Consider the following 14,309-nt stretch of genomic DNA (forward strand, 5'->3'; position numbering starts at 1 on the left):
CTTCTGGGCTCGCTCGTTTGAGGGGCCAGAAGCCCTTCTGTAGCTGCTCGTTTGAGGGTACGAAGGCCCGTTTGTCAATGTCACGTACGTCTCTTATTGGGGGTAGGGTCGGAGGCGGTCGGGGACAGCCCATACAGCTCGCCGGTAACCCATCGGCGTACCTAACGAGGAGATCGGTTCGTGACGATCCGCGTAGGCATCAACGGATTCGGCCGCATTGGTCGCAACTACTTCCGCGCGCTCCTGGAGCAGGGCGCGGACATCGAGATCGTCGGTGTCAACGACCTGACCGACAACGCGACCCTGGTTCACCTGCTGAAGTACGACACCATCCTGGGTCGTCTCAAGCAGGACGTCAGCCACACCGACGACACCATCACGGTCGGCAACCAGACCTTCAAGACGATGGCCGAGCGCGACCCGGCGAACCTCCCCTGGGGCGAGCTCGGCGCCGACATCGTCATCGAGTCGACCGGCATCTTCACGAAGAAGGCCGACGCGGAGAAGCACATCGCCGCTGGTGCCAAGAAGGTCCTGATCTCCGCGCCCGCCAAGGACGAGGACATCACGATCGTGATGGGCGTCAACAACGACAAGTACGACGCGGCCAAGCACCACGTCATCTCCAACGCCTCCTGCACCACCAACTGTGTGGCGCCGATGGCCAAGGTTCTCGACGAGAACTTCGGCATCGTCAAGGGCCTGATGACGACGGTCCACGCGTACACCAACGACCAGCGCATCCTGGACTTCCCGCACAGCGACCTGCGCCGCGCCCGTGCCGCCGCGGAGAACATCATCCCGACCTCGACCGGTGCCGCCAAGGCCACCGCCCTGGTCCTCCCGCAGCTCAAGGGCAAGCTGGACGGCATCGCCATGCGCGTCCCGGTCCCCACCGGCTCGGTCACCGACCTGGTCCTGGAGCTCGACCGCGAGGTCAGCAAGGACGAGATCAACGCCGCCTTCCAGAAGGCCGCCGAGGGCCAGCTCAAGGGCATCCTGGAGTACACCGAGGACCCGATCGTCTCCTCGGACATCGTGAACTTCCCGGCCTCGTGTACCTTCGACTCCTCCCTGACCATGTCCCAGGGCAAGCAGGTCAAGGTCGTCGGCTGGTACGACAACGAGTGGGGCTACTCCAACCGCCTGGTGGACCTGACCACCTTCGTCGGTGGCCAGCTCTGATCGCTCCGGCTGACGCCCGAGGCACCGAGATGTGAGGACGGGGCTCGTATGACGCGAAGTAGCGTCGTACGGGCCCCGTCCCATGGCCGAGCTACGCAAACACGGAGTCACTTCTCATGAAGACGATCGACGACCTTCAGGTCGCCGGTCAGCGCGTCTTTGTCCGCGCCGACCTGAACGTGCCGCTGGACGGCACCACCATCACCGACGACGGCCGGATCCGTGCCGTCGCCCCGACGATCGCCAAGCTCGTCGAGCGCGGCGCCCGGGTGATCGTCGCCTCCCATCTGGGCCGTCCCAAGGGTGCCCCGGACCCGGCCTTCTCGCTGGCCCCGGCGGCCGCGCGGCTGGGCGAAATCCTCGGGCAGGACGTGGCGTTCGCGGCCGACACGGTCGGCGAGTCCGCCCGGGCCGTGACCGCGGGCCTGGCCGACGGCCAGGTGGCCGTGCTGGAGAACCTCCGCTTCAACGCGGGCGAGACCAGCAAGGACGACGCCGAGCGCGGCGCCTTCGCCGAGCAGCTGGCCGGCCTCGCGGACCTGTACGTGGGCGACGGCTTCGGTGCCGTGCACCGCAAGCACGCCTCCGTGTACGACCTCCCGAAGCGTCTTCCGCACGCCGCCGGCGACCTGATCGCCACCGAGGTCGGGGTCCTGAAGAAGCTCACCGAGGACGTCAAGCGCCCGTACGTCGTCGCACTGGGCGGCGCCAAGGTCTCCGACAAGCTGGCCGTCATCGACCAGCTGATCGAGAAGGCCGACCGCATCCTGGTCGGCGGCGGGATGGCGTACACCTTCCTCAAGGCCAAGGGCCACGAGGTCGGTATCTCGCTGCTCCAGGAGGACCAGGTTCCGGCCTGCCTGGAATACCTGGCGCGGGCCGAGAAGCGCGGTGTGGAGTTCGTGCTCCCCGTCGATGTGCTGGTCTCCGCCGAATTCCCGGACCTGAAGACCAAGGCCCCGGCGCACCCCGACACCGTCGCCGCGGACGCCATCCCGGCCGACAAGGAGGGCCTGGACATCGGCCCGAAGACCCGCGAGCTGTACGCCGCGAAGCTCGCCGACGCGGGCACGGTCTTCTGGAACGGCCCGATGGGTGTGTTCGAGCACCCCGACTACGCCGGTGGTACTCAGGCCGTCGCCCAGGCCCTGCTGGACTCGCCCGCCTTCACCGTGGTCGGGGGTGGTGACTCGGCAGCCGCGGTGCGTCTGCTGGGATTCGACGAGACCGCATTCGGCCACATCTCGACCGGCGGTGGCGCCAGCCTCGAATACCTCGAAGGCAAGACGCTCCCCGGCCTCGCCGCTCTGGAGGACTGAACAACGTGACTGACCGTACCCCGCTGATGGCGGGCAACTGGAAGATGAACCTCAACCACCTTGAGGCCATCGCCCACGTCCAGAAGCTCGCCTTCGCCCTCGCCGACAAGGACTTCGACGCCGTAGAGGTCGCGGTCCTGCCGCCCTTCACCGATCTGCGGTCGGTGCAGACGCTGGTCGACGGCGACAAGCTCAAGATCAAGTACGGCGCCCAGGATCTCTCCGCGCACGACTCCGGTGCCTACACCGGTGAGATCTCCGGCCCGATGCTCGCCAAGCTCAAGTGCGCGTACGTGGCCATCGGCCACAGCGAGCGCCGCCAGTACCACGGCGAGAACGAAGAGATCTGCAACGCCAAGGTCAAGGCCGCCTTCCGGAACGGCATCACCCCGATCCTGTGCGTCGGCGAGGGCCTGGACGTGCGCAAGGCCGGCAACCAGGTCGCGCACACCCTCGCCCAGGTCGACGGCGGTCTGGCGGACGTCCCGGCCGAGCAGGCCGAGACCATCGTGATCGCCTACGAGCCGGTGTGGGCCATCGGCACCGGCGAGGTCGCCACCCCCGAGGACGCGCAGGAGGTCTGCGGTGCGATCCGCGACCGTCTCGCCGAGCTCTACAGCCAGGAGCTGGCCGACAAGGTCCGTATCCAGTACGGCGGCTCGGTCAAGTCCGGCAATGTCGCGGCGATCATGGCGCAGCCCGACGTCGACGGCGCGCTGATCGGCGGCGCGGCGCTGGACGCGGACGAGTTTGTGAAGATCGTCCGTTTCCGCGACCAGTAGCAGCTATGACGAGGGGGAACCCTCGTCGTACCCTGTCGGGGCCGGGACCGGTGCAGCGGCACCGCCCCCGGCCCCGCAGCATTTGTTCCAGATATCGTGATCCATACGTCCGTCCGTCAGTCCTAGAGAGTTGGTCCAGCCGTGGTCATCGGGTTCTCGATCGCCCTCATCGTCTTCAGCCTGCTGCTGATGATGCTGGTGCTCATGCACAAGGGGAAGGGCGGCGGCCTGTCCGACATGTTCGGCGGCGGTATGCAGTCCTCGGTCGGTGGCTCCTCGGTCGCCGAACGTAACCTCGACCGCATCACCATCGTGGTGGGTCTGCTGTGGTTCGCCTGCATCGTGGTGCTCGGCATCCTGATGAAGCTCAGCAACTGACGCGGCGTCGGAGACGCGGCCTATCATGAGGGTGGCGTCCTCGGACGGGTAACTCCAGCCACTGGACGCGCGTTGGGCCTTACGTAGACTGGGGCGTTCCGCAGCGCAGCTGCTGCGAGAGGCTGTGCAGCACCATTACGCAGGGAGTTACGACCGTGGCAAGTGGCAACGCGATCCGAGGAAGTCGGGTCGGGGCGGGGCCGATGGGGGAGGCCGAGCGCGGCGAGTCCGCGCCGCGCACCCGCATCTCCTTCTGGTGCTCCAATGGGCACGAGACGCAGCCCAGCTTCGCCGGCGATGCGCAGGTTCCGGACACCTGGGACTGCCCGCGCTGTGGTTTCCCGGCCGGCAAGGACCGGGACAGCCCGCCGGACCCGCCGCGCACCGAGCCGTACAAGACCCACCTCGCCTACGTCCGCGAGCGTCGCAGCGACGCCGACGGTGAGGCGATCCTCGCGGAGGCGCTCGCCAAGCTCCGCGGCGAGATCTGACGGATCAGCACATCTCTCGGAAGGCCCGGCCGGAGGGGACACACCCCCTCCGGCCGGGCCTTCCGCGTCGGTGCCCCCTCCCGGCGATACGCGCCCCCCGTAGGGCCTACGGTCCGCATCTGAGGTAGCGGATGGGGAAGTCGCCCGAGGGCCACTGTCAGTGGCTGCCCCTACCGTTTTTCGTACGCGCACGATGCGGACGGGGGACGGCATGGCGGACGGCGGGACGGAAGCGGGCGGGACGGTCACGGAAGCGGGCCGGGCGGCGGCGGTGGGCGCGCTTGCCTGGCGCGGCGGCTTCGGGCGGCTGTGGAGCGCCGCCGTGGTCTCCCGCTTCGGTGACGCGCTGCGGGGCACGGCCCTGCCGTTGCTCGCCTACGCCCTGACCGATTCGCCGCTGCTGATCTCGCTCGTCACGGCCTGCGGCTTCCTTCCCTGGCTGTTCTTCGGGCTGCTGGGCGGAGCCGTGGCCGACCGGGTGGACCAGCGGCGGGCGATGTGGGCCGTCGATGTGCTGCGCGGGGGGCTGATGGCCGGGTTCGCGCTGGCCGTGGCGCTCGACCGGGCAAGCATTGCGTTGCTGTTGGCGCTGTCCTTCGCCCTCACCACCCTCCAGACCTTGTTCGACAACGCCGCCACGGCCCTGTTGCCCGCGGTGGTGTCCAAGGAGGCGCTGGCTGCCGCCAACGCCCGGCTGATGACCGGTCAGGAGCTGGCCGGGCGGTTCCTCGGCGGCCCGCTGGCCCCGGTGCTGCTCGCGCTCGGCGCCGCACTCCCGTTCCTGGCCGACGCGGCCACCTACCTCGTCGCGGCCGCCCTCGTCGCCTCCTTGCGCACCGGTCCACCGGCCGGGCGGACGGCCACCGCCGGGCGCACCCTCCGGCGCGAAATAGCCGAGGGGATACGGCAGTTGTGGCGCGACCGGGTGCTGCGTGCCGTCTGTGTGTCGGTGGCGCTGGGCAATGTCGGCATCGGCGCGCTGATCGCGACCCTGGTGGTGGTCATCAAGGGCTGGCTGGGCGCCGGGGACTCCGGGTATGTCGTGGTGACCACCGGCTACGGCATCGGCATGGTTCTGGGCGGGCTGCTCGCGGGCCGGACGATCGCCGCCGTCGGCGGCCGGGGCCGCACCCTGCTGCTCGCCGGAGTGCTCCAGGCCGTGACCCTGGTGGGCCTCGGGACGCTGCGTACGGTCTGGCTCGCGGCCGTGCTGCTCGGGCTGTTCGGGTTCGCCGGCATGGTGTGGAACGTCCTGGAGACCACGGTCGTGCAGCAGCGCAGCCCGGCGGGGATGCTCGGCAGGATCAGCGCCGCCTTCCGTACGGTCTCGGTCGCCGGGACACCGCTCGGCGCGCTGTGCGGCGGCGCGGCCGCCACGGCGTTCGGCCCGAACGCCCCCGCGCTGCTGGCCGCCGCCCTGCTGGCCCTGGGGACGGCCGCGTTGACACCTGTTCTTCAGCCCCCCGACGGCGCCCCGTCCGGCGGCGGACAGATACCCCCTACCGTGCGCTGATCAATTAGGTTGGGAGATGGCGGGGCCGGTACGAGATGAAGAAGGCTGATGTCCGAGATGAACGCAGAAGGCCGCAGCAGGCTCGATCAGATGCCTGAGTGGACCGCGCTGGGCAAGCACCGCGAGCAGCTGGCGGAGGTGCATCTGCGCGAGCTGTTCGAGCGGGACCCGGCGCGCGCCGGGCGCTACACCCTCCAGGTCGGCGATCTGCACCTGGACTACTCCAAGCACCTGGTCACCGACGAGACGCTGGGGCTGCTGCGCGAGCTGGCCGCGGCGGCCGGTGTGGCCGAACTGCGGGACGCGATGTTCCGCGGCGCGAAGATCAACATCACCGAGCAGCGCTCCGTGCTGCACACCGCGCTGCGCGCGCCCGGCTCGGCGGTCGTGACCAGCGACGGCGAGAACGTCGTCCCCGGCGTCCAGCACGTGCTGACCAGGATGGGCACCTTCAGCGACCGGGTCCGCTCCGGCGACTGGAAGGGCCACACCGGCAAGCGCATCAAGACCGTCGTCAACATCGGTATCGGCGGCTCGGACCTGGGTCCGGCGATGGCTTACGAGGTGCTGCGCGCCTACACCCACCGGGACATGCAGTTCCGCTTCGTCTCCAATGTGGACGGCGCCGATCTGCATGAGGCGGTCCGCGATCTGGACCCGGCCGAGACGCTGTTCATCATCGCCTCGAAGACCTTCACCACCATCGAGACGATCACCAACGCCACCTCGGCCCGGGACTGGCTGCTGACCGGCCTGGGGGCCGGGGGAGAGGCCGTCGCCAAGCACTTCGTGGCGCTGTCGACCAACGCCGAGAAGGTCGCGGAGTTCGGCATCGACACGGACAACATGTTCGAGTTCTGGGACTGGGTCGGCGGGCGCTACTCCTTCGACTCCGCGATCGGCCTGTCGCTGATGATCGCGATCGGCCCGGAGCGCTTCCGCGAGATGCTGGCCGGCTTCCACCTCGTCGACGAGCACTTCCGCACCGCCCCGCCGGAGGAGAACGCCCCGCTGCTGCTGGGCCTGCTCGGTATCTGGTACGGCAACTTCTGGGATGCCCAGTCGCATGCCGTACTGCCCTACAGCCACTACCTCTCCAAGTTCACCGCCTATCTCCAGCAGCTGGACATGGAGTCCAACGGCAAGTCCGTGGACCGCCAGGGCAACCGGGTCGGCTGGCAGACCGGGCCCGTCGTCTGGGGCACGCCTGGTACGAACGGCCAGCACGCCTACTACCAGCTGCTGCACCAGGGCACGAAGATGATCCCGGCCGACCTCATCGGTTTCGCCGCGCCGGTCGCCGATCTGCAGCCGGGGCTGGTCGCCCAGCACGATCTGCTGATGGCCAATCTCTTCGCCCAGGGCCAGGCACTGGCCTTCGGCAAGACGCCGGACGAGGTGCGCGCCGAGGGCGTGGCCGAGGAGCTGGTGCCGCACAAGACGTTCCCGGGCAACCGCCCCACCACCACCATCCTGGCCGCCGAGCTCAGCCCGTCCGTGCTGGGCCAGTTGATCGCCCTCTACGAGCACAAGGTGTTCGTCCAGGGCGCGGTGTGGAACATCGACTCCTTCGACCAGTGGGGTGTGGAGCTGGGCAAGGTCCTCGCCAAGCGTGTCGAACCGGCCCTGACCGAGGGTGCCGAGGTGCCCGGTCTGGACGCCTCCACGGCCGGTCTGGTCGCCAAGTACCGGGAGCTGCGCGGGCGTTGATGCCCGGGAGCGCCGCTGGACCGCCGCGCGAAAGGCGGTAGGCCCCGCACCCTCAAGGAAGGGCGCGGGGCCTACGGCCGTGCGGTGGTGACGTGCTCGGTCCGGAGCCGGTGGGGGCTCAGGCCGAAGCCGGCGGGTAGAGGCCGCGCGGCAGTTGGGATGCCGCCGCCTCGTCCAGCAGCCACAGGGTCCGGCTGCGGCCCCGTGCACCGGCCGCCGGGGCCTGCACCTCACCGGCGCCGGAGAGGGCGATGGCCGCGGCATTGGCCTTGTCCTCCCCGGCCGCCAGCAGCCAGACCTCCCGTGCCGCGCGAATCGCGGGCAGGGTCAGCGAGACCCGGGTGGGCGGCGGCTTCGGCGCGCCGTGCACCCCGACCACCGTCTGCTCCTGCTCGTAGACGGCGGGCAGCTCCGGGAAGAGCGAGGCGACATGGGTGTCCGGGCCGACGCCCAGCAGCAGGACGTCGAAGGACGGCACCGGGCCGTGGTCCTCGGGGCCCGCGGCGGCGGCGAGTGCGGCCGCGTACGCCTCGGCGGCGGCATCGGCGTCATGGCCGTACGGGCCGTCCGACGCGGGCATGGGGTGCACCCGTGCCGGGTTCAGCGGGACGCTGTCCAGCAGCACCTCCCGGGCCTGGGTGTGGTTGCGCTCCGGATCGCCGTCCGGTGCGAACCGCTCGTCGCCCCACCACAGATCGAGCCGGGACCAGTCCACCGCGTCCCGGGCGGGCGCCTCGGCGAGGGCCGCGAGCAGCCCGTTGCCGTTGCGCCCGCCGGTCAGGACCACGGAGGCGGAGCCGCGGGCGGCCTGGGCGTCCACGATCTTCGTGATCAGCCGGGCCGCCGCGGCCTTGGCCATCAGCTCCTTGTCGCGGTGGACGACCACCTGCGGAGCACTCACTTGGCGGCTGCCTTCTTCGCGGCCTTCTTCGCCGCGGGCTTGGCCGGGCCGCTCTCGTCCGCGGCCTTCTCCCCGGCGGCCGGCTGCGGGTCGTCCGCCGGCTGCGGGCCGTCGGCGTGACCGAGCCGGTCCACGCCGAACTTCAGCGAGGCGGCGTAGATCTCGTCCGGGTCGAGCCGGCGCAGCTCCTCGGCGAGCAGCTCGGAGGTGTCCCGCCGCTTGAGCGCCACCGCACGGTCGGGCTGACCGCGCATCGAGAGCGTGGCGAGCGAGCCGTCCGGGCGGTCCAGCACGATCGCGCCGCTGCTGGACTCCAGCCGTACGGCCGTCAGACCGGGGCCGTCGGACACCTTGCGGGTGACCGGGACGTTCAGCCGGTCGGCCAGCCACATGGCCAGCAGCTCGCAGCTGGGGTTGAACTCCTCGCCGGTCACCTCGGCCGAGGTGACCGTGCACGGGGCCTGGTCCAGCGCCGCCGCCAGCATCGAGCGCCAGGGCGTGATCCGGGTCCAGGACAGGTCCGTGTCGCCCGGCGTGTAGGTCTCCGCGCGGGTGGACAGCTCGTGAATGGGCTGCTCAGAGGCGTAGGCATCGGTGACCCGGCGCTGGGCCAGCGCACCGAGCGGATCCTGTGCGGGGGCCGCCGGGGCGTTCACCGCCCACCAGACCACGACCGGGGCGTCCGGCAGCAGCAGCGGCAGCACCACGGACTGGGCGTGGTCGATGACCTCGCCGTACAGCCGCACTATGACCGTCTCGCCGGTGCCGGCGTCCGTGCCGACCCGCACCTCGGCATCGAGGCGGGCCTTGGCGCGGTCGCGCGGTGAGCGGCTGACCCGCTTGATGACCACGAGGGTGCGCGAGGGGTGCTCACGGGACGCGTCGTTGGCCGCCTTCAGCGCGTCATAGGCGTTCTCCTCGTCGGTGACGATGACGAGGGTGAGCACCATGCCGATGGCAGGGGTGCCGACGGCGCGACGGCCCTGGACCAACGCCTTGTTGATCTTGCTGGACGTGGTTTCCGTCAGATCGATCTTCATGGGCGACGCCAGCTCCGTCCGTCTCGTGCGAGCATTTCGTCCGCCTCGGCGGGGCCCCAGGTGCCCGCCGGGTACTGCGCGGGCTTGCCGTGCTTGTCCCAGTACACCTCGATCGGGTCGAGGATCCGCCAGGACTGCTCCACCTCCTCCAGCCGCGGGAAGAGGTTGGCGTCGCCGAGCAGCACATCGAGGATCAGCCGCTCGTACGCCTCGGGGCTGGACTCCGTGAAGGACTCGCCGTACGCGAAGTCCATCGACACATCCCGCACCTCCATCGAGGTGCCCGGCACCTTGGAGCCGAACCGCACGGTCACGCCCTCGTCCGGCTGCACCCGGATGACCAGGGCGTTCTGCCCCAGCTCCTCGGTGGCGGTGTGGTCGAAGGGGGAGTGCGGAGCACGCTGGAAGACCACCGCGATCTCGGTGACCCGGCGGCCCAGGCGCTTGCCGGTGCGCAGGTAGAAGGGGACGCCCGCCCAGCGGCGGTTGTCGATCGACAGCTTGACCGCGGCGTAGGTGTCGGTCTTCGACTTGGGGTCGATACCGTCTTCCTGGAGATAGCCGACGGCCTGTTCGCCGCCCTGCCAGCCCGCCGCGTACTGCGCGCGGACGGTCTCCTTGCCGAGGTCCTTGGGCAGCCGTACCGCGCCCAGCACCTTGGTCTTCTCCGCGACCAGCGCGTCCGCCTCGAAGGAGGCGGGCTCCTCCATCGCGGTCAGCGCGAGCAGCTGGAGGAGGTGGTTCTGGATGACGTCACGGGCGGCGCCGATGCCGTCGTAGTAGCCGGCCCGGCCGCCGATGCCGATGTCCTCGGCCATCGTGATCTGGACATGGTCGACATAGCTGCGGTTCCACAGCGGCTCGAACATCGTGTTGGCGAACCGCAGCGCCAGGATGTTCTGAACCGTCTCCTTGCCCAGGTAGTGGTCGATCCGGAAGACCTCGTTCGGCGGGAAGACCTCGTGGACGATCCGGTTGAGTTCCTGTGCGCTCTCCAGGTTGTGTCCGAAGGGCTTCTCGATGACCGCGCGGCGCCAGGAGTCCTCCTTCTGGTCGGCCAGCCCGTGCTTCTTCAGCTGCTGGACGACCTTGGGGAAGAACTTCGGTGGCACGGACAGGTAGAAGGCGAAGTTGCCGCCGGTGCCCTGCGCCTTGTCGAGCTCGTTTATCGTCTCCTTGAGCGTCTCGAAGGCCTCGTCGTCGTCGAAGTTGCCCTGGACGAAGCGGCAGCCCTGGACCAGCTGCTGCCAGACCTCCTCGCGGAACGGCGTACGGGAGTGCTCCTTGACCGCCGCATAGACCTCCTGCGCGAAGTCCTCGTGCTCCCACTCGCGACGGGCGAACCCGACGAGCGAGAAGCCCGGTGGCAGCAGCCCCCGGTTGGCGAGGTCGTAGACGGCGGGCATCAGCTTTTTACGGGACAAATCGCCCGTGACGCCAAAGATCACCAGGCCCGACGGCCCCGCGATACGCGGGAGCCGTCGGTCCAGGGCGTCACGGAGCGGGTTGGCTCCGTGGGAATCAGTCAAGGGAGATCAGCCCTCCGAGGGAGCGAGGCGCTTGAGCTCCGCCTCCGTGGACTTGAGCAGGTCGTTCCAGGACGCCTCGAACTTCTCCACGCCCTCGTCCTCCAGGAGCTGCACGACCTCGTCGTACGAGATCCCGAGTCCGGCGATCGCGTCCAGGTCGGCCCTGGCCTGTGCGTAGTGGGCGCGCACGGTGTCACCCGTGATCGCGCCGTGGTCGCCGGTGGCCTCCAGGGTGGCCTCCGGCATGGTGTTGACCGTGCCGGGCGCGACCAGCTCGTCCACGTACAGGGTGTCCTTGTACGCGGGGTCCTTGACGCCGGTGGACGCCCACAGCGGGCGCTGCTTGTTGGCGCCGGCCTTGTCGAGAGCGGCCCAGCGCTCCGTGGAGAAGACCTCCTCGTACGCCTCGTAGGCCAGCCGGGCGTTGGCCAGCGCGGCCTTGCCCTTGAGGGCCTTGGCCTCATCCGTGCCGAGCTTCTCCAGGCGCTTGTCGATCTCGGAGTCCACACGGGACACGAAGAACGACGCGACCGAACGGATCAGCGACAGGTCCAGGCCCGCCGCCTTGGCCTTCTCCAGGCCCGCCAGGTAGGCGTCCATGACCTCGCGGTAGCGCTCCAGCGAGAAGATCAGCGTGACATTGACGCTGATGCCCAGGCCGATGACCTCGGTGATCGCCGGCAGACCCGCCTTGGTGGCCGGGATCTTGATCAGTGTGTTCGGGCGGTCCACCAGCCACGCCAGCTGCTTGGCCTCGGCGATGGTCGGGGTGGTCCGGTGCGCCAGGCGCGGGTCGACCTCGATGGAGACCCGGCCGTCCTGGCCGCCGGTGGCGTCGAAGACCGGCCGCAGGATGTCGGCGGCGTCCCGGACGTCCGCCGTCGTGATCATGCGGATGGCTTCCTCGACGGTGACCTTACGGGCGGCGAGGTCGGCGACCTGCTGGTCGTAGCCGTGGCCGTCCGAGATGGCCTTCTGGAAGATCGACGGGTTGGTCGTGACACCGACGACATGCTGCTGGTCGATCAGCTCGGCGAGGTTGCCGGACGTGATGCGCTGGCGCGACAGGTCGTCCAGCCAGATCGCGACGCCTTCGTCGGAGAGGCGCTTGAGTGCGTCTGTCATGGGTTCTGCATCTCCTACTTGTCGTGTACGGGCGTCAGCGCGCGGCGGCTTCGAGCGATTCCCGGGCGGCGGCGGCGACCGCGTCGGCGGTGAAGCCGAACTCGCGGAAGAGCACCTTGCCGTCGGCCGAGGCACCGAAGTGCTCCAGGGAGACGATGCGCCCGGCGTCACCGACGAAACGGTGCCAGGTCAGACCGATACCGGCCTCGACGGAGACCCGGGCCCGGACGGACGGCGGCAGCACACTGTCGCGGTAGGCCGCGTCCTGCTGGTCGAACCACTCGACACACGGCATCGACACCACACGGGTGGGAACGCCTTCGGCCTGCAGCTGCTCGCGCGCCCCGACGGCGAGCTGCACCTCGGAACCGGTGCCGATCAGCACGACCTGCGGCTCGGCGGCCTGCCCGTCGGGGCCGGTGGCCTCGAACAGGACGTAACCGCCCTTGACGGTGTCCTCGTTGGCCGGGTACGTCGGCACGCCCTGACGGGTCAGCGCGAGGCCGTGCGGGGCCCCCACGCCGTACTCCTTGGTGTAGCGCCGGAGGATCTCGCGCCAGGCGATGGCGGTCTCGTTGGCGTCGGCCGGGCGTACGACATTCAGGCCCGGGATGGCGCGCAGCGAGGCGAGGTGCTCGATGGGCTGGTGGGTCGGGCCGTCCTCGCCCAGACCGATGGAGTCATGCGTCCACACGTACGTCACCGGCAGGTGCATCAGTGCGGACAGCCGGACGGCGTTGCGCATGTAGTCGGAGAACACCAGGAAGGTGCCGCCGTAGATGCGGGTGTTGCCGTGCAGCGCGATGCCGTTCATCTCCGCGGCCATGGAGTGCTCACGGATACCGAAGTGGATCGTGCGGCCGTAAGGGTTGGCGCCCGGCAGCGGGTTGCCCTCGGGCAGGAACGACGAGGTCTTGTCGATCGTGGTGTTGTTCGAGCCCGCCAGGTCCGCGGAGCCGCCCCACAGCTCGGGGATGACCCCGCCGAGCGCCTGCAGCACCTTGCCGGACGCGGCGCGGGTGGCGACGGCCTTGCCGGTCTCGAACGCGGGGAGGTGGTCCTCCCAGCCCTCGGGCAGCTCGCCCGCCGCGATCCGGTCGAACTCCGCGGCACGCTGCGGGTTGGCGGCGCGCCAGTCGGCGAACGACTTCTCCCACTCCTTCTTGGCGTCGCGGCCGCGGTCCAGGGCGGCGCGGGTGTGCGCGAGCACCGCGTCGGCGACGTCGAAGGACTTCTCCGGGTCGAAGCCGAGCACCCGCTTGGTGGCCGCGACTTCCTCGTCACCCAGCGCCGAGCCGTGCGCGGCCTCGGTGTTCTGGGCGTTCGGGGCGGGCCAGGCGATGATCGAGCGCATCGCGATGAACGACGGACGTCCGGTCTCGGCCTTGGCGGCCTCCAGGGCCTTGGCGAGGCCCGCCGGGTCCAGGTCGCCGTTGGGCAGCTGGGCGACGCGCTGGACGTGCCAGCCGTAGGCCTCGTAGCGCTTGAGGGTGTCCTCGGAGACCGCGGTCTCGGTGTCACCCTCGATGGAGATGTGGTTGTCGTCCCACAGCAGGATGAGGTTGCCGAGCTTCTGGTGGCCCGCCAGGGAAGACGCCTCGGCGGAGATGCCCTCCTGGAGGCAGCCGTCACCGGCGATGCAGTAGATGGTGTGGTCGAAGGGCGAGGTGCCCTGCGCCGCGTCCGGGTCGAACAGCCCGCGCTCGTAGCGCGACGCCATTGCCATGCCGACCGCGTTGGCGACACCCTGGCCCAGCGGGCCGGTCGTGGTCTCCACGCCCGTGGTGTGGCCGTACTCGGGGTGGCCCGGGGTCTTCGAGCCCCAGGTGCGGAACGCCTCCAGGTCGGCCAGCTCCAGGCCGTAACCGGCGAGGTAGAGCTGGATGTAGAGGGTCAGGCTGGAGTGGCCCGCGGAGAGGACGAACCGGTCGCGGCCGGTCCAGTTCGCGTCCGCCGGGTCGTGCCGCATCAGCTTCTGGAAGAGAAGGTAGGCGGCCGGCGCCAGGCTCATGGCCGTACCGGGATGGCCGTTACCGACCTTCTGCACGGAATCCATGGCCAGGACACGGACGGTATCCACTGCCCGCTGATCCAGTTCGGTCCACTCGAGATCTGTGGTGGTCGGCTTGGTGCTCACCCTGAGTCAGGGCTCCTCTCCACATGTCGAATGCCGCGGACGGTATGTCCGCCAGGCGGTGTCGAGCCTACCCCCGCGAGTGCGTGCGTCTTTTCGACGCTCAGTCGGTGTTTTCGGCGCTCAGTCGGTGCGGTGCGGTCACGGCCGCCGGTCGCTTTGGGCGACCACATCAGGACTTGCGGCATTCCTGTCACGGAAG

Annotated in this window: 12 protein-coding genes; 7 read left to right on the forward strand and 5 right to left on the reverse strand. The window is 69.7% G+C overall.

Features of this window, described 5'->3' with window-relative positions:
* The first annotated feature begins 180 nt into the window (after positions 1–180).
* The 7 genes from gap to pgi all read left to right on the forward strand — a co-directional run bounded on the left by gap (position 181) and on the right by pgi (position 7,378).
* The gene (gap, locus tag STRTU_RS27355) at positions 181–1,185 is read left to right on the forward strand and encodes a type I glyceraldehyde-3-phosphate dehydrogenase (RefSeq protein ID WP_159747301.1); all 1,005 of its coding nucleotides are present in this window, start codon (positions 181–183) and stop codon (positions 1,183–1,185) included.
* Between the two features lie 116 nt (positions 1,186–1,301).
* Positions 1,302–2,504 carry a phosphoglycerate kinase gene (locus STRTU_RS27360; protein ID WP_159747302.1) on the forward strand — a complete coding sequence of 401 codons (1,203 nt, stop codon included), beginning with the start codon at positions 1,302–1,304 and terminating at the stop codon, positions 2,502–2,504.
* Between the two features lie 5 nt (positions 2,505–2,509).
* A complete protein-coding gene (tpiA, locus tag STRTU_RS27365; RefSeq protein ID WP_159747303.1) occupies positions 2,510–3,286 on the forward strand; it encodes a triose-phosphate isomerase in 777 nt (258 codons plus the stop codon).
* 141 nt (positions 3,287–3,427) lie between these two features.
* Entirely contained in the window at positions 3,428–3,664 is a 237-nt protein-coding gene (gene secG, locus STRTU_RS27370; protein WP_086719581.1) for a preprotein translocase subunit SecG, read from the forward strand.
* A gap of 155 nt (positions 3,665–3,819) precedes the next feature.
* The gene (locus STRTU_RS27375) at positions 3,820–4,155 is read left to right on the forward strand and encodes an RNA polymerase-binding protein RbpA (RefSeq protein ID WP_006606296.1); all 336 of its coding nucleotides are present in this window, start codon (positions 3,820–3,822) and stop codon (positions 4,153–4,155) included.
* Positions 4,156–4,348: 193 nt separating this feature from the next.
* A complete protein-coding gene (locus STRTU_RS27380; RefSeq protein WP_269777398.1) occupies positions 4,349–5,668 on the forward strand; it encodes an MFS transporter in 1,320 nt (439 codons plus the stop codon).
* 57 nt (positions 5,669–5,725) lie between these two features.
* On the forward strand, positions 5,726–7,378 hold the full coding sequence (gene pgi / locus STRTU_RS27385; RefSeq protein WP_159749607.1) for a glucose-6-phosphate isomerase: 1,653 nt from the start codon (positions 5,726–5,728) through the stop codon (positions 7,376–7,378).
* 118 nt (positions 7,379–7,496) lie between these two features.
* On the opposite strand, the gene pgl is transcribed toward pgi, so the two are convergent.
* The 5 genes from pgl to tkt are packed head-to-tail and all read right to left on the reverse strand — an operon-like array spanning position 7,497 to position 14,110.
* On the reverse strand, positions 7,497–8,279 hold the full coding sequence (gene pgl, locus STRTU_RS27390; protein ID WP_159747305.1) for a 6-phosphogluconolactonase: 783 nt from the start codon (positions 8,277–8,279) through the stop codon (positions 7,497–7,499).
* Entirely contained in the window at positions 8,276–9,319 is a 1,044-nt protein-coding gene (gene opcA / locus STRTU_RS27395; RefSeq protein ID WP_159747306.1) for a glucose-6-phosphate dehydrogenase assembly protein OpcA, read from the reverse strand. The genes pgl and opcA overlap by 4 nt, the downstream gene beginning before the upstream one ends.
* Positions 9,316–10,848, reverse strand: coding sequence for a glucose-6-phosphate dehydrogenase (gene zwf, locus STRTU_RS27400; RefSeq protein WP_159747307.1), 1,533 nt, complete (start codon positions 10,846–10,848; stop codon positions 9,316–9,318). Before zwf ends, opcA begins: the two co-directional genes overlap by 4 nt.
* Before the next feature lie 6 nt (positions 10,849–10,854).
* Complete coding sequence (gene tal, locus STRTU_RS27405; RefSeq protein WP_159747308.1) at positions 10,855–11,973, reverse strand: transaldolase; 1,119 nt, start codon at positions 11,971–11,973, stop codon at positions 10,855–10,857.
* A gap of 34 nt (positions 11,974–12,007) precedes the next feature.
* Positions 12,008–14,110 carry a transketolase gene (gene tkt / locus STRTU_RS27410; RefSeq protein ID WP_159747309.1) on the reverse strand — a complete coding sequence of 701 codons (2,103 nt, stop codon included), beginning with the start codon at positions 14,108–14,110 and terminating at the stop codon, positions 12,008–12,010.
* Positions 14,111–14,309: the final 199 nt, after the last annotated feature.

This window comes from Streptomyces tubercidicus (assembly GCF_027497495.1).
Lineage (GTDB): Bacteria > Actinomycetota > Actinomycetes > Streptomycetales > Streptomycetaceae > Streptomyces > Streptomyces tubercidicus.

Excerpts from the sequence above, each read along its gene's own strand:
- STRTU_RS27380 (WP_269777398.1), top strand. The coding sequence starts at position 4,349 with ATGCGGACGGGGGACGGCATGGCGGACGGCGGGACGGAAGCGGGCGGG.
- opcA (WP_159747306.1), bottom strand. The coding sequence starts at position 9,319 with ATGAAGATCGATCTGACGGAAACCACGTCCAGCAAGATCAACAAGGCG.
- tal (WP_159747308.1), bottom strand. The coding sequence starts at position 11,973 with ATGACAGACGCACTCAAGCGCCTCTCCGACGAAGGCGTCGCGATCTGG.
- pgi (WP_159749607.1), top strand. The coding sequence starts at position 5,726 with ATGAACGCAGAAGGCCGCAGCAGGCTCGATCAGATGCCTGAGTGGACC.
- STRTU_RS27360 (WP_159747302.1), top strand. The coding sequence starts at position 1,302 with ATGAAGACGATCGACGACCTTCAGGTCGCCGGTCAGCGCGTCTTTGTC.